Origin of the sequence: Roseovarius sp. SCSIO 43702 (genome assembly GCF_019599045.1) — a bacterium.
In the GTDB taxonomy this organism is placed as follows: Bacteria; Pseudomonadota; Alphaproteobacteria; order Rhodobacterales; family Rhodobacteraceae; genus Roseovarius.
Genome location: NZ_CP080623.1, coordinates 1,690,626 through 1,709,825 on the forward strand (window position 1 = coordinate 1,690,626; position 19,200 = coordinate 1,709,825).

The 19,200-nt window shown below is 65.9% G+C and carries 18 protein-coding genes; 14 read left to right on the forward strand and 4 right to left on the reverse strand.

Annotated elements, in window-relative coordinates; translation table 11 throughout:
- Positions 1-27 precede the first annotated feature (27 nt).
- Both speB and K1T73_RS08320 read left to right on the forward strand, forming a co-directional pair.
- Positions 28-1,011, forward strand: coding sequence for an agmatinase (gene speB / locus K1T73_RS08315; protein WP_220603450.1), 984 nt, complete (start codon positions 28-30; stop codon positions 1,009-1,011).
- A 33-nt stretch (positions 1,012-1,044) separates the two neighbouring features.
- Entirely contained in the window at positions 1,045-1,494 is a 450-nt protein-coding gene (locus tag K1T73_RS08320; RefSeq protein ID WP_220603451.1) for a DUF1499 domain-containing protein, read from the forward strand.
- Here K1T73_RS08320 and K1T73_RS08325 read toward each other — a convergent pair.
- Positions 1,435-1,674, reverse strand: coding sequence for a hypothetical protein (locus K1T73_RS08325; RefSeq protein WP_310794418.1), 240 nt, complete (start codon positions 1,672-1,674; stop codon positions 1,435-1,437). The two genes, K1T73_RS08320 and K1T73_RS08325, sit on opposite strands and share 60 nt — an antisense overlap.
- A 111-nt stretch (positions 1,675-1,785) precedes the next feature.
- Between K1T73_RS08325 and prfA the strand changes: the two genes are divergently transcribed.
- From prfA to K1T73_RS08340, 3 genes are all read left to right on the forward strand, one after another.
- Complete coding sequence (prfA, locus tag K1T73_RS08330) at positions 1,786-2,835, forward strand: peptide chain release factor 1 (RefSeq protein WP_220603453.1); 1,050 nt, start codon at positions 1,786-1,788, stop codon at positions 2,833-2,835.
- The gene (gene prmC / locus K1T73_RS08335; RefSeq protein WP_220603670.1) at positions 2,835-3,668 is read left to right on the forward strand and encodes a peptide chain release factor N(5)-glutamine methyltransferase; all 834 of its coding nucleotides are present in this window, start codon (positions 2,835-2,837) and stop codon (positions 3,666-3,668) included. The genes prfA and prmC overlap by 1 nt, the downstream gene beginning before the upstream one ends.
- A gap of 220 nt (positions 3,669-3,888) precedes the next feature.
- Positions 3,889-4,455 (forward strand): DUF4167 domain-containing protein, encoded by a 567-nt coding sequence (locus tag K1T73_RS08340; protein ID WP_220603454.1) that lies wholly within the window; start codon positions 3,889-3,891, stop codon positions 4,453-4,455.
- Between the two features lie 256 nt (positions 4,456-4,711).
- Here the strand turns inward: K1T73_RS08340 and K1T73_RS08345 are convergent, their stop codons facing one another.
- A complete protein-coding gene (locus K1T73_RS08345) occupies positions 4,712-5,626 on the reverse strand; it encodes a LysR family transcriptional regulator (protein ID WP_220603455.1) in 915 nt (304 codons plus the stop codon).
- A 169-nt stretch (positions 5,627-5,795) separates the two neighbouring features.
- Between K1T73_RS08345 and K1T73_RS08350 the strand changes: the two genes are divergently transcribed.
- The 9 genes from K1T73_RS08350 to K1T73_RS08390 all read left to right on the forward strand — a co-directional run bounded on the left by K1T73_RS08350 (position 5,796) and on the right by K1T73_RS08390 (position 16,311).
- A complete protein-coding gene (locus tag K1T73_RS08350; protein WP_220603456.1) occupies positions 5,796-9,215 on the forward strand; it encodes an indolepyruvate ferredoxin oxidoreductase family protein in 3,420 nt (1,139 codons plus the stop codon).
- Positions 9,216-9,335: 120 nt separating this feature from the next.
- Positions 9,336-10,148 carry a glutamate racemase gene (locus K1T73_RS08355; RefSeq protein WP_220603457.1) on the forward strand — a complete coding sequence of 271 codons (813 nt, stop codon included), beginning with the start codon at positions 9,336-9,338 and terminating at the stop codon, positions 10,146-10,148.
- 66 nt (positions 10,149-10,214) lie between these two features.
- Positions 10,215-11,243: an N-acetyl-gamma-glutamyl-phosphate reductase gene (gene argC / locus K1T73_RS08360; protein ID WP_220603458.1), complete on the forward strand. Its 1,029-nt coding sequence runs from the start codon at positions 10,215-10,217 to the stop codon at positions 11,241-11,243.
- An 18-nt stretch (positions 11,244-11,261) separates the two neighbouring features.
- Entirely contained in the window at positions 11,262-11,711 is a 450-nt protein-coding gene (gene ccmE, locus K1T73_RS08365; protein ID WP_220603459.1) for a cytochrome c maturation protein CcmE, read from the forward strand.
- Between the two features lie 63 nt (positions 11,712-11,774).
- Positions 11,775-12,386, forward strand: coding sequence for a holin-associated N-acetylmuramidase (locus K1T73_RS08370; protein ID WP_220603460.1), 612 nt, complete (start codon positions 11,775-11,777; stop codon positions 12,384-12,386).
- A complete protein-coding gene (locus K1T73_RS08375; protein ID WP_220603461.1) occupies positions 12,377-12,964 on the forward strand; it encodes a holin family protein in 588 nt (195 codons plus the stop codon). Before K1T73_RS08370 ends, K1T73_RS08375 begins: the two co-directional genes overlap by 10 nt.
- A 76-nt stretch (positions 12,965-13,040) precedes the next feature.
- Positions 13,041-15,014: a heme lyase CcmF/NrfE family subunit gene (locus tag K1T73_RS08380; RefSeq protein WP_220603462.1), complete on the forward strand. Its 1,974-nt coding sequence runs from the start codon at positions 13,041-13,043 to the stop codon at positions 15,012-15,014.
- Positions 15,011-15,463, forward strand: coding sequence for a cytochrome c-type biogenesis protein (locus tag K1T73_RS08385; protein ID WP_220603463.1), 453 nt, complete (start codon positions 15,011-15,013; stop codon positions 15,461-15,463). Before K1T73_RS08380 ends, K1T73_RS08385 begins: the two co-directional genes overlap by 4 nt.
- Positions 15,464-15,531: 68 nt before the next feature.
- Complete coding sequence (locus K1T73_RS08390) at positions 15,532-16,311, forward strand: enoyl-CoA hydratase-related protein (RefSeq protein WP_220603464.1); 780 nt, start codon at positions 15,532-15,534, stop codon at positions 16,309-16,311.
- Positions 16,312-16,399: 88 nt separating this feature from the next.
- Here the strand turns inward: K1T73_RS08390 and gltA are convergent, their stop codons facing one another.
- Together gltA and gltX are read right to left on the reverse strand one after the other, a co-directional pair.
- On the reverse strand, positions 16,400-17,695 hold the full coding sequence (gltA, locus tag K1T73_RS08395) for a citrate synthase (protein WP_220603465.1): 1,296 nt from the start codon (positions 17,693-17,695) through the stop codon (positions 16,400-16,402).
- Positions 17,696-17,777: 82 nt separating this feature from the next.
- The gene (gltX, locus tag K1T73_RS08400) at positions 17,778-19,187 is read right to left on the reverse strand and encodes a glutamate--tRNA ligase (RefSeq protein ID WP_220603466.1); all 1,410 of its coding nucleotides are present in this window, start codon (positions 19,185-19,187) and stop codon (positions 17,778-17,780) included.
- Positions 19,188-19,200: the final 13 nt, after the last annotated feature.

Here is a 19,200-nt window from a genome sequence, read left to right on the forward strand (position 1 = left end):
ACGAAAGAGGGAAAGAGGGAAGGTATCATGTCGCTCGAAGACGCCAAGAACCAGGTCGACCAGGCCTTCACCCGCGAGAGCCTGCGCGGGCTGTCAAGCGAGAACGCCTTCGGCGGCGCCACCTCGTTCCTGCGGCGGCGCTATACCAAGGATCTGGACGGGGTGGATATCGCCATCACGGGTGTGCCCTTCGACCAGGCGGTCACGAACCGCCCCGGCACGCGGCTCGGCCCCCGCGCGGTGCGCGAGGCGAGCACGCTTCAGGCCTTCGACGCGCCCTACGGATGGGACGGGTTCGATCCGATGAACGATCTCGACGTGGTGGATTACGGCGACCTGGCCTTCGATTATGCCAATATCCCCGAGTTCCCCAAGGCGCTGACCGCGCATATCAAGAAGATCCTCGACGCGGGCGCGGCCAGTATCGCGATCGGCGGAGATCACTATATCTCGTTCCCGATCCTGCGCGCCTATGCCGAGAAGTTCGGGCCCCTGTCGCTCGTGCAGTTCGACGCGCATACCGATACCTGGCCCGACGACAACATGGACCGGATCGATCACGGCACGATGTTCTACAAGGCCGTGAAGGAAGGGCTCGTGGATCCGAAGCGCAGCGTGCAGGTGGGTATCCGCACGGTGAACGAGGATCCGCTCGGCGTCACGATCATCGACGCGCGGGAGGTGCACGAGAAGGGGCCCGCGGCGGCGGCAAAGCGTGTCCGCGAGATCGTGGGCGACCATCCGACCTACGTGACATTCGATATCGACGCGCTCGATCCCGGTTTCGCGCCCGGCACCGGCACGCCGGTTTGGGGTGGCCTCACGAGCGGGCAGGCGGCGATCCTGCTGCGCGATATCGCGGGGATCAACATGGTGGGCGGCGACGTGGTGGAGGTCTCGCCCCCCTTCGATGCGGGCGGTGCAACGGCGGTGGCGGGCGCGCATGTGGTGACGGAGCTTCTGTGTCTCTGGGGCTGGACGCGGCGTGGCCGGGGTCGGGACGATGAGTGATGTCGCCGGCAGGCACCCGGCCGGCGTGCGGAGATGAAATGGGTCGTGGGCCTTGGGGTCGTCGTGGGGGCGCTGGTGCTGGGGGGCGCGCTTTACGTGCGGCTTGCCCCGAGCGATCCGGCGCGCTGGCACAGGCCGGCCGACCTGTCGGGGTTTGGTCATTTCGAAGGCTCCAACTGGCATGTGTGGCGCGGGAGCGGAGATCGCGCCCTGTTCGAGCGGTTGGACGGGATCATCCGCGAGGAGCCGCGCACCAAGGTGCTGGCCGGATCGGTCGAGGAGGGGATGATAACCTACGTGACGCGCTCGAAAGTGTGGGGCTTTCCGGATTACGCGACGCTCCGGCTTTACGGGGACGCGGGCGATGAAGACGGCCCGCGCCACATCGAGATCAACAGCCGCGCGCGTTTCGGCAAGAGCGATCTAGGAGTCAACCGCGCCCGGGTCGAGAGATGGCTCGCCGCTGCCGGGCAAGGCGGATGACAGGCAGCCGTCGGAGATCTTGCGCCACATCGGCACGTTGAGCGACATCTGGCATTGCGCCATGAACATCTTGCCATCGACGTGAAGGCAGATCATGTCGCCCAGTTCCTGCCGCCCGCCGGTGCTGTCGGTGCAATAGCAGTCGATGGTCTTGCCGTTCTGGCCTTTCACGTCGGCCATGGTCGGGGTCGCGGCAAGGCAGAGACATATGAGAGTCGTGAGGCGCATGAGGTCAATATAGCATGGCGCAGACCCTTGACCAAATCCCGCGAATGAAGGACGAGAAGCGCCATGTTGCCCCAGGACCGCCTGATCCAGATCCGAGAGCGTTTCGAGTATCTCGAGGCCGCGATGGCCGAGGGATCGAACGATATCGCGCGGCTGGGCCGGGAATATGCCGAGCTTCGGCCCGTGGTCGAGGAAATCCGCGCCTACGAGGCGGCGCGGCGGGCGCTCGACGAGGCGCGGGCGATGCTGGACGACCCCGAGATGGGGGCGCTTGCGCGCGAGGAAGTCGAGACGCTTGAGGCCGAACTGCCCGAGCGGGAGGCGGCGCTGCAATTGGCGCTTCTTCCGCGCGACGAGGCCGATGCGCGTTCGGCCATCCTCGAGATCCGGCCGGGCACGGGCGGCGAGGAGGCGGCGCTTTTCGCGGGCGACCTGCTCAGGATGTATGCGCGTTACGCCGAGAGCCGTGGCTGGACCTTTGACGTGGTCGAGGAGAATGCCACCGAGCTGGGCGGCGTGCGCGAAGCGGTGGTGCATGTGAAGGGCGAGGGGGTGTTCGCCCGGCTCAAGTTCGAAAGCGGGGTGCATCGCGTGCAGCGCGTGCCCGAGACCGAAAGCGGCGGGCGCATCCACACCAGCGCCGCGACGGTGGCCGTGCTGCCCGAGGCGCAGGAGGTCGACGTGAGCATCGACCCGGGCGATATCCGCATCGACACGATGCGCGCGAGCGGCGCGGGAGGACAGCACGTCAATACCACCGATTCGGCGGTGCGGATCACCCACTTGCCGACCGGTATCGTCGTCACGAGCTCGGAGAAATCGCAGCATCGCAACCGCGAAATCGCGATGCAGGTTCTGCGCACGCGGCTATTCGACCTCGAGCGGCAGAAGGCGCATGACGCGCGTAGCGCCTCGCGTGCCGCGCAGGTCGGGTCGGGCGACCGGAGCGAGCGTATACGCACCTACAACTTCCCCCAGGGCCGCATGACGGATCACCGCATCAACCTCACGCTCTACAAGCTCGACCAGGTGATGCAGGGCGATCTGGACGAGGTGATCGACGCGCTGACGGCGGACGCGCAGGCGGCGATGCTGGCGGAGATGGGGGCGTGATGGTGCGTGCGGCGCTGCGTCTTGCGACGGGGATTCTGGAGCGCGAGGGGATCGACGGGGCCGCGCGGGATGCCCGCAGGATGATGGCCCATGCGCTCGGGGTCGGGGCGGATCGCGTCACGCTGCATTTGGGAGACGAGATGACCGTGGCGCAGGAGGCGCTCTTCCGCGCGTTCGTCGAGCGCAGGCTCGACCGTCAGCCGGTGTCGCAGATCGTGGGGGCCCGCCTGTTTCACGGGCGCGAGTTTCTCGTGACGCCCGATGTGCTGGACCCCAGGCCCGAGACCGAGACGCTGGTGCATGAGGCGTTGTCGAAGCCGTTTGCGTCGGTTCTGGATCTCGGGACGGGGACGGGCTGCATCCTGCTCAGCCTGCTGTCGGACCGGCCGGAGGCCAGGGGCGTCGGCGTGGACCGCAGCGCGGCGGCGCTTGGCGTCGCGGAGCGCAACGCGGAGCGTCTCGGTGTTGCCGGGCGGTGCAAGCTCATTCAGTCGGACTGGTTCGAGGCTGTGGAGGGGCGTTTCGACCTGATCGTGTCGAACCCGCCCTATATCGCGGCGGAGGAGATGGCCGCGCTGGCCCCGGAACTGGCGCATGAGCCGCGCATGGCGTTGACCGACGAAGGCGACGGGCTTGGGGCCTATCGCGCCATCGCGCGGGGGGCAGCGGCACATTTGGCGCCAGCGGGCCGGATCCTGCTCGAGATCGGGCCGACGCAGGGGGAAAGTGTCGCCTCGCTCCTGTCAGGCGCGGGTTTCGGAGAGGTCCGGATCGTGCCCGATCTTGACGATCGTGACCGCGTTGTCGTGGCAAAAGCGCCCGAATCCGCCTGAAACGATCGAAATCCGGGCTGGAATCCGCTTTTTTCGTCATTTTCACTTGTGCCGGGTCCGGTGTCGTGATTACTGAAAAACCATCAGCGCGGTGGAACCTCGGTCCCGAGGGTGTCCCGCCTGAAACCAGCCGACAATCGCCTTGATCCAGCGCCCCGAAGGGCCCGCGATATTAGCAAGGCCGGGCAGAGCAACAGCACGAAGGCTTAGCTGCAACACGATGAGATCACAAAAGTCACGTTCGCGTAACAAATCGAACCGCAACAGCAACCGGTCGATGGGCAATGTCACGAACCGGGTGTTCGACAGTTCGGGACCCGAGGGCAAGGTGCGCGGCACGCCACAGCAGGTCATCGAGAAATACAACCAGCTTGCCCGCGATGCGCAACTTTCGGGGGACCGGGTCGCGACCGAGAATTTCCAGCAGCATGCGGAGCATTACCTGCGCCTGCTGGGAGCCGCCCAGAAGGAACAGGACGCCCGCCGCGAGGAGCAGGAGCGCCAGAACCGCGAACGCCAGGCCGAGCGTGATCGCGAACGTTCCGACCGCCAGGAGCGCGACGGCAACCCGGCCGACGATGGCAATGCCGACCAGCCGCAGGGCGGATCGGAGCCGAAGGACGGCGACAGCAATCTCGTCGAGACGCCCGAGAACAAGGCTGACGCGCCGAAGCGCGCGCGCAAGCCGCGCCGCAAGCCCAAGCAGGACGGGGACCCGGACGCCTCCGACGAAAACGGACAGGACAAACAGGACGACAAGGGAGCCTCGCCCGAAGCGGCGGAATGATGGTTTCCCCATCGGACGGATAAGCGCGCCCGAGACCCGATGGTCTCGTGGCGCGTTTTGCGTTTCGCGCGCCGCCGCCAAGGGCTTCGCCAAAAAAAAGGCCGAGCACTAAGCTCGGCCAAAGTCCAACAGGGAGGTATGACGATGAGGCTCATGCGCTGCATCGTCATGACCCGCATCTAGTGCTTGGAATTTGACCAATCAAGAAAAATAATGTCGCACCTGCAGCATTCCTGCTATGCGTGTCCCGCATACCTCACCCGGTCTGGGGCAATTCGCTGGTTTTCTGGGTCTTCCGGTAGTCGAAAATCTCTTCCTGCACGAAGTCTCGGAAGATCGCGATGCGTTGCGAATGACGCAATTCCTCGGGATAGGCGAGGAAGACGGGCACCTCGACGGACTCCACCTCCGGAAGAACGCGCACGAGATTCGGGAAGTCGAGCGTGAGGTAATCGGGAAGCACGCCGATGCCGACGTCGTAGAGCACCCCCTGGAGCACGCCGAAGTAGTTGTTGACCGTCAGTTTGGACGGCACGCCCGCCGCCATGAGTTCCGCCACGAGCATCGCGCCCGCGCCCACCTGCGCCGCGCTCGGGTTCTGACAGATGAGGCGGTGGCCCTCGAGATCGTCCATGCTCTTCGGCTCGCCATGTGCCTCGAGATAGGTCGAAGACGCATAGAGACGCATGCGGATGCTCATGAGCCGCTTGCGGATGAGATCGGCCTGGCTCGGCTCTTTCATGCGGATGGCGACGTCGGCTTCGCGCATCGGCAGGTCGAGGACGGATTCCTCGAGCATGAGGTCGATGTTGAGATCGGGGTACTTGGCGAAGAGCTTGGGCAGCCGCGGGGCGAGCCATAGCGTCCCGAAACCGACGGTGGTCGTGACGCGCAATTCGCCGAACACCTCTTCCTCGCTGTCGCGGATGCGCGCGGTGGCCGCCTCGAGCCGCTTCATCATGGCGCGGGTCGCGTCGAAGAGAAGCTCGCCCTGTTCGGTGAGAATCAGTCCCCGCGCGTGGCGGTGAAAGAGCGTGGCGTTGAGCGATTCCTCGAGGCCGCGAATCTGCCGGGACACCGCCGATTGCGACAGGTGGAGCTGATCACCCGCGTGGGTCAAGCTGCCGGCGTCGGCGACCGCGTGAAATATTCTGAGCTTGTCCCAATCCATTCCGGCAACTTTCCGTTCTTGAAAATGTCTTTTCACGCAATAGCAAATAAGACCCGGCCGTGCACGGGGCAAGCCTTGCTCATTCGGAAGAAAACGCTTTGTAGGTCAGCCAATATGACCTAAAATCGCCCTATATCTTTACGTGCCAGCATCAAGGGGGGTGTGTGCCATGAGCAAGCATGAGATTTCACTGAGCGACCGTTTCGACCTCGAGAAGGGCGAGATCCTTCTCAACGGGACGCAGGCTCTCGTCCGATTGATGCTGATGCAGGCCTGGCGCGATAGGAAAGCGGGACTCGACACGGCCGGATACGTCACCGGCTATCGCGGCTCGCCCCTGGGCGCGGTCGATCTTCAGATGCGGCGGGCCGAGAAGCTTCTGGCGGAAAGCAACGTCAAGTTCGAGGAGGGCCTGAACGAGGACCTGGCCGCCACGGCGCTCTGGGGCACGCAGCAGGCCGAGCTGCGCGGCGAGGGCAAGTATGATGGTGTCTTCGGCCTCTGGTACGGCAAGGGACCGGGAGTGGACCGGTCGGGCGACGTGATGCGGCACGCCAACATGGCGGGCACGTCGAAACATGGCGGCGTCCTCATGGCGATGGGCGACGACCACACCGGAGAAAGTTCGACGGTTTGCCACCAGTCGGACTGGGCGCTCGTGGATGCCTACATGCCGGTCCTGTCGCCCGCGGGAGTGCAGGAGATCCTCGATTACGGGCTCTATGGCTTCGCGATGAGCCGTTTCGCGGGCGTGTGGTGCGGGCTCAAGACCATGAAGGACACGGTCGAGGTGACGAGCGTGGTGGATGGCCGTCCCGACCGGATGCAGTTCGTCACGCCCGAATTCGACATGCCCGAGGACGGCCTCAACATCCGCCTCGGGGATCACTGGATCCCGCAGGAGGCGCGGATGATCGATTACAAGCGCTATGCCGCCGAGGAGTTCGCCCACGCCAACCAGATCGACAAGCGGATGTGGGGCAAGCCCGGTGCCAAGATCGGGTTCGTCGCGGCCGGCAAGAACTGGCTCGATCTCGTGCATGCGCTCGACCTGCTGGGTATCGACGCGGACGAGGCCGAGCGGCTGGGCATCACCACCTACAAGATCGGGCAAACCTTCCCGATGGACATGAAGGGCTTCTACGAGTGGGCCGACGGGCTCGACCTCATCGTCGTGGTCGAGGAGAAGCGCAAGCTGATCGAGGTGCAGATCAAGGAGGCGATCTTCGACTATCGCAAGGGCCGGCGCGTCTATGGTTGGTACAAGGGCGGAGCGGGTGGCATGCACCAGGAGGAGCTGTTTCCGACGCGCATGGCGCTCGATCCGGTCATGGTGGCCGACAAGATCGGACATATCCTGATCGAGGAGGGACGCGGCACCGACGCGGTGAAGGCGGGACTTGCCCGGATCGAGGAGGCGCGGAAATCCGACAATGCCGAGGATATCGCGAACCGGTTGCCGTATTTCTGTTCGGGTTGCCCGCACAATACCTCTACCAAGGTGCCGGAAGGAAGCCGCGCGGGTGCGGGTATCGGCTGTCATATCATGGCGCTCTGGATGGACCGCGAGACCAGCGGTTACACGCATATGGGCGGCGAGGGGGCCAACTGGATCGGGGAGGCGCCGTTCTCGACCCGCGAGCACGTGTTCCAGAACCTCGGAGACGGCACCTACAACCACTCGGGGATCCTCGCCATTCGTGCGGCGCTCGCGGCCGGGGTGAACATCACCTACAAGATCCTCTACAACGACGCGGTCGCGATGACGGGCGGGCAGACCAACGAAGGCGGGCTCGACGCGCCGCGCATCGTGAACGAGCTGCGGGCCATGGGAGTGAAGCACGTGGCCGTCGTCTATGACGAGAAGGAGGACGTGGACCCGGGCGCCTTCCCGCGCGATGTGAAGCTGCACGAGCGCGACGAGATGATGCAGGTGCAGGAGGATTTCACCAAGATCGAGGGTGTGAGCGCGATCGTCTACATCCAGACCTGCGCGGCCGAGAAGCGCCGCCGCCGCAAGCGCGGCACCTTCCCCGATCCCGACAAGCGCGTCTTCATCAACACCGATGTCTGCGAGGGGTGCGGCGATTGCGGGGTTCAGTCGAACTGCGTGAGCATCGTGCCGGTCGAGACGGAACTCGGCCGGAAGCGCGCGATCGACCAGTCGAGCTGCAACAAGGATTACAGTTGTCTCAAGGGGTTCTGCCCCTCCTTCGTGACGCTCGAGGGCGCGAAGATCAGGAAGGAGGCGGCGACCGACCTGGACCTGCCGGACCTGCCCGAGCCCGAGTTGCCGAAGATCGACGGCACCCACAACGTGGTCATCACCGGCGTGGGCGGCACGGGTGTCGTGACCATCGGGGCCGTCATGGCGCAGGCCGCGCAGATCGACGGCAAGGGTGCGGGGATGATGGAGATGGCCGGCCTGGCCCAGAAGGGCGGCGCGGTGCATATCCATTGCCGCATCGCCGACAAGCCGTCCGATATCCACGCGATCCGCGTTGCCACCGGCGAGGCGCACGCGCTGATCGGGGGCGACCTCGTGGTGAGCGCGGGTGCCAAGACGCTGGGCCTCACGCGGCGCGGGCAAACCGGGGCGGTGGTCAACAACCACGAGATCATCACCGGCGATTTCACGCGGGATGCGAATTTCCAACTGCCCTTCGACCGGCTGGGTGTGGCGATCAAGGCGCGGCTCGGCGATGCGGTGCAGATGTTCGACGCGACCGAGCTGGCGCGTGTGACGATGGGCGATTCGATTTATTCCAACATGATGGTCTTCGGCGCCGCGTGGCAGAAGGGGCTTGTCCCGCTCACCCGTGACGCGATTGCCGAGGCGATCCGGTTGAACGGTGCCGCCGTCGAGCGGAACCTGCGTGCCTTCGAGATCGGCCGCTGGGCCGCGCTCCATCCGCAGGAGGCGGAGCGCATGAGCAAGCCGAATGTCGTGGAGATGCCAAAAAGCGTGGAGGATCGGATTGCCTATCGCGTCGATCACCTGGAGGCGTACCAGGGCAAACGGCTGGCGAAACGCTATCGCAAGCTCGTGGACTCGATCGAGGACGAGACGCTGCGCGAGGCCGTGGCGAAAGGATATCACAAGTTGCTGGCCTACAAGGACGAATACGAGGTCGCCCGCCTGCTTCTCACAAGCGAGGACAAGGCGCGCGAGGAGTTCGGCGGGGATTTCCGCATGACCTATCACCTGGCGCCGCCGCTTCTGGCCCGGCGGGGGCCGGACGGGCGGCCGCAGAAACGGGCCTTCGGCGCGTGGATGCGGCGGCCGATGAAGGTGCTGGCGGCGATGAAGGGCCTGCGCGGGACGCCGTTCGATCCGTTCGGCTACACCGCCGAGCGCAAGATGGAGCGCGCGCTCATCAGGCAATACGAGGCCGACATGGCCGAGGTTCTGCCCGAGCTCGGCCCCGAAACGCACGACATGATCGTGGCGCTGGCCGAACTGCCGCTCGAGATCCGAGGTTTCGGGCCAGTGAAACAGGCCGCCGAGGCCAAGGCCGCCAAGCGGCGCGAAAGCCTGCTGGCCGGAATCCGGCAAGGCGGGGCGCCGGCGGAGGAGGCCGCGCAGTAAACGGGGCACGCGCCAATTCTCGCATGGCGTTCAGCACGCGAAGCGCCTATGAGGGGCCAGCGGCCGGCGGGTCACATGCTCCCGGCCCGTGATGCATCGGGCGAGAGGCGAGGCAGGGCAATGGCGGTTGGGATTTTCGATTCAGGGCTTGGGGGACTGACGGTTCTGGGCGCGATCGAGGCGCGATTGCCCGATCTGCCGGTCGTCTACCTGGGAGACAATGCCAACGCGCCCTATGGCGTGCGGACGGCGGACGACATTCACGCGCTGACGAAGCGGCACGTGGAATATCTCTGGGCGAATGGCTGCGATCTCGTGATCCTTGCATGCAATACGGCAAGCGCCGCTGCGCTCAGACGAATGCAGGAGGCGGGCGTGCCGAAGGGCAAACGTGTCCTGGGTGTCTTCGTGCCGCTCATCGAGGCGCTGACCGAGCGGCAATGGGGCGACAACAGCCCACCCCGCGAGGTGGCGATCAAGCACGTGGCGCTTTTCGCGACGCCCACGACGGTCTCGAGCCGCGCGTTCCAGCGCGAGCTGGCCTTTCGCGCGATCGGTGTCGATGTCGAGGCGCAGTCCTGCGGCGGCGTGGTGGACGCCATCGAGGAGGGCGACATGATCCTTGCCGAGGCGCTGGTGCGCAGCCACGTGGACGCGCTCAGGCGCAAGATGCCCGAACCGCAGGCCGCGGTGCTGGGCTGCACGCATTATCCGCTTCTGGAGGAGGCGTTTCGCGCGGCCCTCGGTCCCGAAGTCACGGTTTTCTCGCAACCCGCGCTCGTCGCCGACAGCCTGGCCGACTATGTGGCACGGCGCCCCGAAATGGTAGGCGAAGGCGCGGAGCGGCGCACCCTGACGACGGGCGACGCGGCGCGGGTATCGGACCGCGCGACGCAGTTCCTGCGCCGCCCGATCCGGTTTGAAAAGGTCTGATCTGTCGCATTGCGGGGCTGGCCCTGATCCCCTAAATCCGACCCGAATCGCTCAGGAGGCCCGGAAATGGCCCACAAGATCGCAATTCTCGGCGCGTCCGGATATACCGGCGCGGAACTGGTCCGCCTGATCTCGACCCATCCGGGCATGGAGATCGTGGCGCTCGCGGCCAATTCCAAGGCCGGACAACCGATGGCCTCGGTCTTTCCGCATCTGCGCCATCTCGACCTGCCGGACCTCGTGACCATCGAGGAGATCGACTTCGCGGGCATCGATCTATGTTTCTGTGCGTTGCCGCATGCGACGAGCCAAGAGGTGATCCGCGATCTGCCGAAAACGCTCAGGATCGTGGACCTGAGTGCCGATTTCCGCCTGCGCGATCCCGAAGCCTATGCGAAATGGTATGGCGGGCCACATGCCGCGCTCGAATGCCAGGAAGAGGCCGTCTATGGCCTGACCGAGTTCTACCGCGACGAGATCCGCGCCGCGCGCCTCGTGGCCGGGACCGGCTGCAACGCGGCGACGGGGCAGTATGCGCTGCGTCCGCTCGTGGCGAAGGGCGTGATCGACCTCGACGACATAATCCTCGATCTGAAATGCGCGGTTTCCGGGGCCGGGCGGAGCCTCAAGGAGAACCTGCTTCATGCCGAGTTGAGCGAAGGGTATCACGCCTATGCGGTGGGTGGCACGCATCGCCACCTGGGGGAGTTCGACCAGGAGTTGTCGCGGATCGCGGGGCGCGAGGTGCGGGTTCAGTTCACGCCGCACCTGATTCCCGCCAATAGGGGGATACTGGCCACCGTTTACGTGAAGGGCGACCCGCGCGAGGTGCATGAAACGCTGGCCGGCGCCTACGAGGGCGAGCCATTCGTGCATGTGCTGCCCTTCGGAGATCATCCCAGCACGCGGCACGTGCGCGGTTCGAACTTCTGCCACCTGGGTGTGAGCGGCGACCGTCTCGAAGGCCGGGCCATCGTGATCGCCGCGCTCGACAACCTGACCAAGGGCTCGAGTGGCCAGGCGCTTCAGAACGCCAACCTGATGCTGGGCGAGGCCGAGACCGAGGGGCTGATGATGGCCCCGGTCTTTCCATGAGGAACGGAGCGTAGAGCCATGAAATCCCTCAAGAAGAAGCGCCGCATACAGGTTGTTCTGATGACGTTCGTCGCGCTTGTCCTCGCGACCGTCATGATCGGCTACGCCATGCGCGGCGGGATCAACTATTTCCGCTCGCCGAGCGAGGTCATGGCCGAGCCGCCGCAGCCGGGCGAGGTGTTTCGTATCGGCGGGCTGGTCGAGGATGGCAGCCTCAAGCGCGGCGAGGGCACGCGGGTCGCGTTTCGCGTGACCGACGGCGGCGCGAGCGTGCCGGTGACCTATGACGGCGTCCTGCCCGATCTCTTCGAGGAGGGGCAGGGCATGGTCGGCCTCGGGTCATTCGACGGCGATACGTTCCGCGCGACCGAGATCCTCGCCAAGCATGACGAGGAATACATGCCCAAGGAGGTGGTGGACGCGCTGAAGGAGCAGGGCGTCTACAAGGAAACAGCGCCCGGTAGCTGAGGGCGGCATTAACCAATTCGGGGGCAGGCTTTCGCGGAGCAGATCAGCGGAGGAGCCGCCCCGATGCCCAGCGTGAGAGATATCGCCCGTGAGATCGTGGCCCGCGAGGGCGGGTTCGTGAACGATTCCGATGACCCCGGGGGCGCCACCAAATTCGGCGTGACCATCCACACGATGCGCCGCCTCGGTCTCGATCTCGACGGTGATGGCGTGGTGTCGGTGGCCGATGTGCGCAGGCTGACCCGCGCCGATGCCGAGCGCATCTTCATCGAGCATTACTACACGCGAACAGGAATTGCCGACTTGCCCGAGCCGCTGCGCGCGTCGGTCTTCGACATGTACGTGAACGCCGGCGCCAACGCGGTGCGCATCCTGCAACGTCTTCTCCGGCAGATGGGGCAGGACGTGACCGTGGACGGGGTGATCGGGCCGCGCACCGCCGCCGCCGCCCACGCCGCCGCGCGCGCCGCGCCGGATCACATCGCCGACGCCTACGGAATCGCGCGGCGGAACTACTATTTCCGGCTTGCCGATCGTCGGCCCGCGTCGCGCAAATACGCACGGCGCCGGGACGGCGGCAAAGGTGGCTGGATCCGGCGGGCCGAGGCGTTCATCTCGGCCAGGTATCACATGACGGAGGCGGAATTCGCGGAAAGGGTGGCGACATGGGGCTGATCGGGGATGTGCTGCGGATGCTGTTCGGCGGGGGGCGCAATATCGTGCGCGAGACTGCCGAGGTGTTCCGCGCGAACAGTGAGGCGGCATCGGCGCGCGATCATGCGGAGCGCGAAGCGGTGCTTCGGCAGTTTGCCAAGGAATTCGCGCGGACGGAACGCGGTCTTTTCGACCGGGTGATGGATGGCGTGAACCGGGTGCCGCGACCGGCCCTGGCGCTTGGCACGCTGGGGCTGTTCGTCGCGGCGATGGTCGATCCGGTGTGGTTTGCCGCGCGGATGCAGGGCATCGCGCTTGTCCCCGAACCGCTCTGGTGGCTTCTCGGGGTCATCGTGTCCTTCTATTTCGGTGCGCGGCATCAGCAGAAGACCCAGCAGTTCCAGAACAGCATGGCCGCGACCATGGCGCGCGTGCCCGAGGTCGCCGCGAATATCGAGGCGCTCGGCCGCATGGGGCCGCGAAGCCCCGGCATCGCGCGGACCGGACCCGATGCGGAGCTAGCAATCGAGGCGGTGCGGCCCGAGGCGAATCCGGCGCTCGACCATTGGCGGCTGGACGCGCGGCAGGGCGGGCGATGACGCCGCGACACTATGCACCGACCCGCCGCGCGAGAATCCCGTGGCGGCGGCCCGGCGAGAAGCCTATATTCCGCGCATGATTACCGAAGTCGGCCATTTCGCCCTGATCCTCGCCTTTTGCGTGGCAGCCGTGCAGGCGGTCGTGCCGCTGGTCGGCGCGGGCAAGAGATGGCCCGGCTGGATGGCGCTGGCGCTTCCGGCCGCGCAGGTGCAGTTTCTCCTGATCGCGGTGTCCTTCGCGGCGCTTACCTGGGCCTTCGTGACCTCGGATTTCTCGCTGCGGCTGGTGACGCTCAACTCCCACACCGCGAAGCCGATGCTTTACAAGATCACCGGGGTCTGGGGGAACCACGAGGGCTCGATGCTCCTGTGGGTGCTGATCGTGGCGCTCTTCGGGGCGACCGTCGCCTGGTTCGGCTCGGCCCTGCCGCCGACGCTCAGGGCACGCATCCTCGCCGTGCAGGGAATGATCGGCTTCGCCTTCATCGCCTTCATCCTCTTCACCTCGAACCCGTTCCTGCGCCTCCAGGTACCGCCGATGAACGGCAACGACCTGAACCCGCTTCTGCAGGATCCGGGCCTCGCCTTTCACCCGCCGTTTCTCTACCTCGGCTATGTCGGGCTTTCGATGACCTTCTCGTTCGCCTTCGCCGCCCTGATCGAGGGGCGGATCGACGCGGCCTGGGGGCGGTGGGTCAGGCCCTACACGCTGGCCGCCTGGGTGTTCCTGACCATCGGGATCGCGCTCGGAAGCTGGTGGGCCTATTACGAGCTGGGCTGGGGCGGGTTCTGGTTCTGGGACCCGGTCGAGAACGCGAGCTTCATGCCCTGGCTCCTGTCGGTCGCGCTGCTGCACTCGGCCATCGTGGTCGAGAAGCGCGAGAGCCTGAAGAGCTGGACCATCCTGCTTGCCATTCTGGCCTTCGGATTCTCCATGATCGGGGCGTTCATCACGCGCTCGGGCGTGCTGACCTCGGTGCATGCCTTCGCCAACGACCCCGAGCGGGGCGTCGTTCTACTGTTCATCCTGGCGATCTTCATGCTGGCCGCGCTCGTTCTCTTCGCGGTACGCGGGCACGTGATGCAGGCGCGGGGTGTCTTCGCCGTGTCGAGCCGCGAGACCCTGCTGATCGTCAACAACGTGCTGCTGACCGTGGCAGCCTTCATCGTCTTCGTGGGCACGGTCTGGCCGCTGGTGGCCGAGATGATGTTCGACCGCAAGCTTTCGGTGGGCGCGCCGTTCTTCGACAAGGCCTTCACGCCATTCATGGTGCTTCTGGGCCTCGTCCTGCCCGTGGGTGCGATGCTGCCGTGGAAGCGGGGAAACATCGGCGCCGTCCTTCGCAAGCTCGGCCCCGCCCTCGTGCTGGCGGTTGCGGTCGGGCTCCTGGTCTGGGTGCTCCAGACCGGGCAAAGCGCGCTGGGGCCCATCGGTCTGTTCCTCGGTGCGTGGCTTGTTTCGGGGGCGGCCGTCGATCTCTGGAGCCGCACGGGGCGGTCCGGGTTCCGGCCGCGACTCGGACGGCTCAAGCGGCTTCCGCGGGCCGACTGGGGCAAGAGCGTGGCCCATGCGGGGCTGGGCGTGACCATGGCGGGCATCGCGGGTCTGCTGGCCTGGGAGGTCGAGGATATCCGCGTGGCGCAGGTGGGCGATACGTTCGACGTCGCGGGCTATTCGGTCACGCTGCGCGACGTGCAGGAGGTCGAGGGGCCGAACTACCGCGCCACGCGGGCCGAGATCGCGCTTGGCCGGGGCGACCGGGCCATCGGCACGGTCCATCCCGAGAAACGGGTCTATCCGGTGGCCGGAATGCCCACGACCGAGGCGGGCATCGACAACGGCTTCCTCCGTGACCTCTACGTGGTCATCGGCGATGCGCAGGCCGGCGGCGGCTGGACCGTGAGGACCTTCATCAAGCCGCTTGCCAACTGGATCTGGGGAGGGGCGATCCTCATGGCCCTGGGCGGTGCGCTGTCGCTCAGTGACAGGCGCTATCGCGCGGCGGCGGGCGCCGCGAAGCCCGCGGCGGCGGGGGTGCCGGCGCAATGAGATGGCTCGTGCTGATCCTCGCGCTCTGGTCCGGTCCGCTCTGGGCGGTGGAGGCCGACGAGATGCTGGACGACCCGCTTCTGGAACGGCGCGCGCAGGCGCTTGACGACGCGATCCGCTGCGTGCGCTGCCAGTCGGAATCCATCGCCTCGTCGAACGCCGAATGGGCGTCGGACGCGCGTATCCGCGTGCGCGAACTGCTGGTGGACGGGGCAAGCGATACCGAGGTACTGGATTTCTTCGTCGCGCGGTATGGCGAGGTCGTGCTCATGGAGCCGCGCCTCGGCGGCAGCAACCTCGTGCTGTGGCTCGCCGGTCCCTTGATGCTCCTGCTGGCGGCGGGCGGCGCGGTCTACTACGTGCGCCAACGCGGACGCGCGACCGAGACGCGCGCGGACGAGCTCAGCGCCGAAGAACAGGCGCGGCTGCGCGACATTCTCGATCGCTGACGCACCGTTTCGCTTTCGCGCCGGTAGCGATGGCAGTAGACCAAGGTCACGCATCGAGGGGAGCCGCCATGCCGCGTTACGAGACGATTACCTACGATCTTGGCGATGATGTCGCGATCATCACGCTCGACCGCCCCGACAGGATGAACGCGCTCAACGGACCCATGCGGGCCGAGTTGACCGATGCCGTCGGTCGTGCGGGCAAGGATGCGCGCGCGGTGGTCCTGACCGGGAATGGTAAGGCTTTCTGTTCGGGGCAGGATCTCGGGGATGGGGCGAGCGTTGCGTCGCTCGACCTCGAAGGTGTGCTCCGCGAGGAGTACGTGCCGCTTCTTCACGCCATCGGCACATGTCCCGTGCCCACGATCAGCGCGGTGAACGGTCCTGCGGCCGGGGCGGGGGCCAACCTCGCGCTGGCCGCCGACGTGGTGATCGCGTGCGAAAGCGCCTATTTTCTCCAGGCCTTCACCCGGATCGGCCTCATCCCGGATGCGGGCGGCACCTATTGGCTGCCGCGGCAGATGGGGGCGGCGAAGGCGATGGGGGCGGCGCTGTTCGCCGAGCCGATCAGCGCGCGGCAGGCGAGCGACTGGGGCATGATCTGGGAGGCGGTCCCCGACGAGAGGTTCGACGAGACTTGGCGCCGGCGCGCCGCGCAGCTCGCGAAGGGGCCGACAGCGGCCTATGCCGAGCTCAAGACCGCGATCCGCGCCACGTGGGAAAACGACCTGTCCGCGCAGCTCGAGCTGGAGGCGCGGCTGCAGGGAAAATGCGGCAAGACCCGCGATTTCCAGGAGGGGGTCGTCGCGTTCCTCGAAAAGCGCGAGGCGAGATACGAGGGGCGCTGAAAGCAGGTTTTCATGCCTCCGGCGGGGATATTTGGAGCAAGAAGAAGGGCGCCCGCGAGGAGCGCCCCTTGTTGTTTCGCGTGATCGTTCAGCGGTTCTCGACGTCCACGTAGTCGCGCTTGGTCTCGCCCAGGTAGAGCTGGCGCGGGCGGCCGATCTTGAGTTGCGGATCGGCGATCATCTCTTTCCACTGCGAGATCCAGCCGATCGTGCGGCTCACGGCGAAGATGGGCGTGAACATCGAGGTCGGGAAGCCCATCGCCTCGAGAATGATGCCCGAGTAGAAATCGACGTTCGGGAAGAGCTTCTTCTCGACGAAATACTCGTCGGCAAGCGCCTGTTTCTCGAGCTCCTTGGCGACCTGGAGCGTCGGGTTGTCCTCGATGCCGAGGAGTTCGAGCACCTCGTCGGCGCTTTGCTTGAGCACTTTCGCGCGCGGGTCGAAATTCTTGTAGACGCGATGGCCGAAGCCCATGAGGCGGAACGGGTCGTTCTTGTCCTTGGCGCGGGCGATGTATTCTGGGATCTGGTCGACCGTCCCGATCTCCTGCAGCATCTCGAGACAGGCCTGGTTCGCACCGCCATGCGCGGGCCCCCAGAGACAGGCGATCCCGGCCGCGATGCAGGCGAAGGGATTCGCGCCCGAGGAGGAGGCGAGCCGCACCGTCGAAGTCGAGGCGTTCTGTTCGTGATCGGCGTGGAGCGTGAAGATGCGGTCCATCGCGCGGCTCAGGATCGGGTTGACCTCGTAATCCTCGGCGGGCACGGCAAAGCACATGCGCAGGAAATTCGAGGCATAGTCGATATCGTTGCGCGGATAGACGAAGGGCTGACCGATCGTGTATTTGTAGGCCATCGACGCGATGGTGGGCATCTTGGCGATCATGCGGATCGAGGCAACTTCGCGTTGCCACGGGTCGTTGATGTCGGTCGAGTCGTGGTAGAAGGCCGAGAGCGCGCCGACCACGCCCACCATGATCGCCATCGGGTGCGCGTCGCGGCGGAAGCCCCGGAACAGGAAGTGCATCTGTTCGTGCAGCATCGTGTGCTTGGTCACGCGCTCTTCGAAATCCTCGAGCTGGGCGGCCGAGGGCAGGTCGCCGTAGAGAAGCAGGTAGCAGACTTCGAGAAAATGCGATTTCTCGGCAAGCTGGTCGATCGGGTAGCCGCGATGCAGAAGTTCGCCCTTTTCGCCGTCGATGAAGGTGATGGTACTGTCGCAGCTGGCGGTCGACGTGAAGCCCGGGTCGTAGGTGAACACGCCCGCGGTCGAGTAGAGCTTGCGGATGTCGATCACGTTGGGCCCGGCCGTGGGTGCGAAGATGGGCAGATCATATGTCTCGCCCTCGATCTCGAGCTTTGCCGTCTTGCCTGTGTCTGCCATCTTGTCTCCTCCGTGTGGGTCGATGCGCCGCCGCGAAAAGGGGCTCATCCGAATGTTTTTCGGGCGGTCAGGGTTCCCGGTATCAGCCGGCCCCGGTCGCCGCGTCATCGAGACGCGCGATGGTTTCGTCGCGCCCCAGAACGAGCATCATGTCGAATACACTTGGTGTCGCGGTTCGGCCCGCGAGAGCCGCCCGCAGGGGGCCGGCCAGCTTGCCGAATTTCATGTCTCGTGCTTCGGCGGCGCCCTGACAGACAGCCTCGAGCGCCTCACGCGACCACGTAGCATTTCGCAACTGCGGCGTCAATTCCGAGAGTATGCCACGGGATACCGAATCGAGCTGTGCAGCGGCTTTCTCGTCCGGCAGGACAGGGCGTGACGTGAGGACGAAGTGCGCCTTTTCAATGAGTTCCGGGTAGGTCTTGGCGCGTTCCTTGAGGTGCGGCATCGCGGCCTCGAGACGCTCCAGCGTCACCTCGTCGGCGGGCGCTGTTTCCCTGCGGTCCATGAATTCGAGCAGATCACGCAGCAGTGCGGCATCGTCTGTCGCCGCGATGTGCTGACCGCAGATATTCTCGAGCTTCTTGAAGTCGAAGCGCGCGGGCGACTTGCCGATGCCGTCGAGCCCGAACCATTCCATTGCCTGCGCGTCGGTGAAGAACTCGTCGTCCCCGTGGCTCCAGCCCAGCCGCGCCAGGTAGTTGCGCATTCCAGCCGCCGGATAGCCCATGTCGCGATACTCCTCGACGCCGAGCGCGCCGTGCCGCTTGCTGAGCTTCTTGCCGTCGGGGCCATGGATGAGGGGAATGTGGGCATAGACGGGCAAAGGCCAGCCCATCGCTCGGTAGATCAGCATCTGTCGCGCGGCGTTGTTGAGATGGTCGTCGCCCCGGATCACGTGCGTGACGCCCATGTCGTGATCGTCAACGGCCACGGCCAGCATGTAGACCGGCGAGCCGTCCGAGCGCAGAAGCACCATGTCGTCGAGCTGATCATTGCGGATGGTCACGTCGCCCTGCACCTTGTCGGCGATGGTGGTTGCGCCGTCGCGCGGGGCCTTGATGCGGATGACATGCGGCGCGTCGGGATGCGTTGCGGGATCGGCATCGCGCCAGGGGCTCTGAAAGAGGGTCGAGCGACCCTCGGCGCGGGCGGCCTCGCGAAACGCCTCGATCTCCTCCTGGGTGGAGAAGCACTTGTAGGCCTCTCCCCGGGCCAGGAGCTCCTGCGCCACCTCGGCGTGGCGCTCTGCGCGGAGGGCCTGGCTCACGGCCTCGCCGTCATGGTCGAGCCCCATCCACGCAAGCCCGTCGAGGATGGCCTGCGTCGCCTCGGGAGTCGAGCGGGCGCGGTCGGTATCCTCGATCCGCAGTAGGAACCGCCCGCCGCGTCCGCGCGCGAAGAGCCAGTTGAAGAGCGCCGTGCGCGCGCCGCCGATATGCAGAAACCCGGTGGGCGACGGGGCGAAACGGGTGACGACTTGGTCGGACATGGTCGGCCATTAA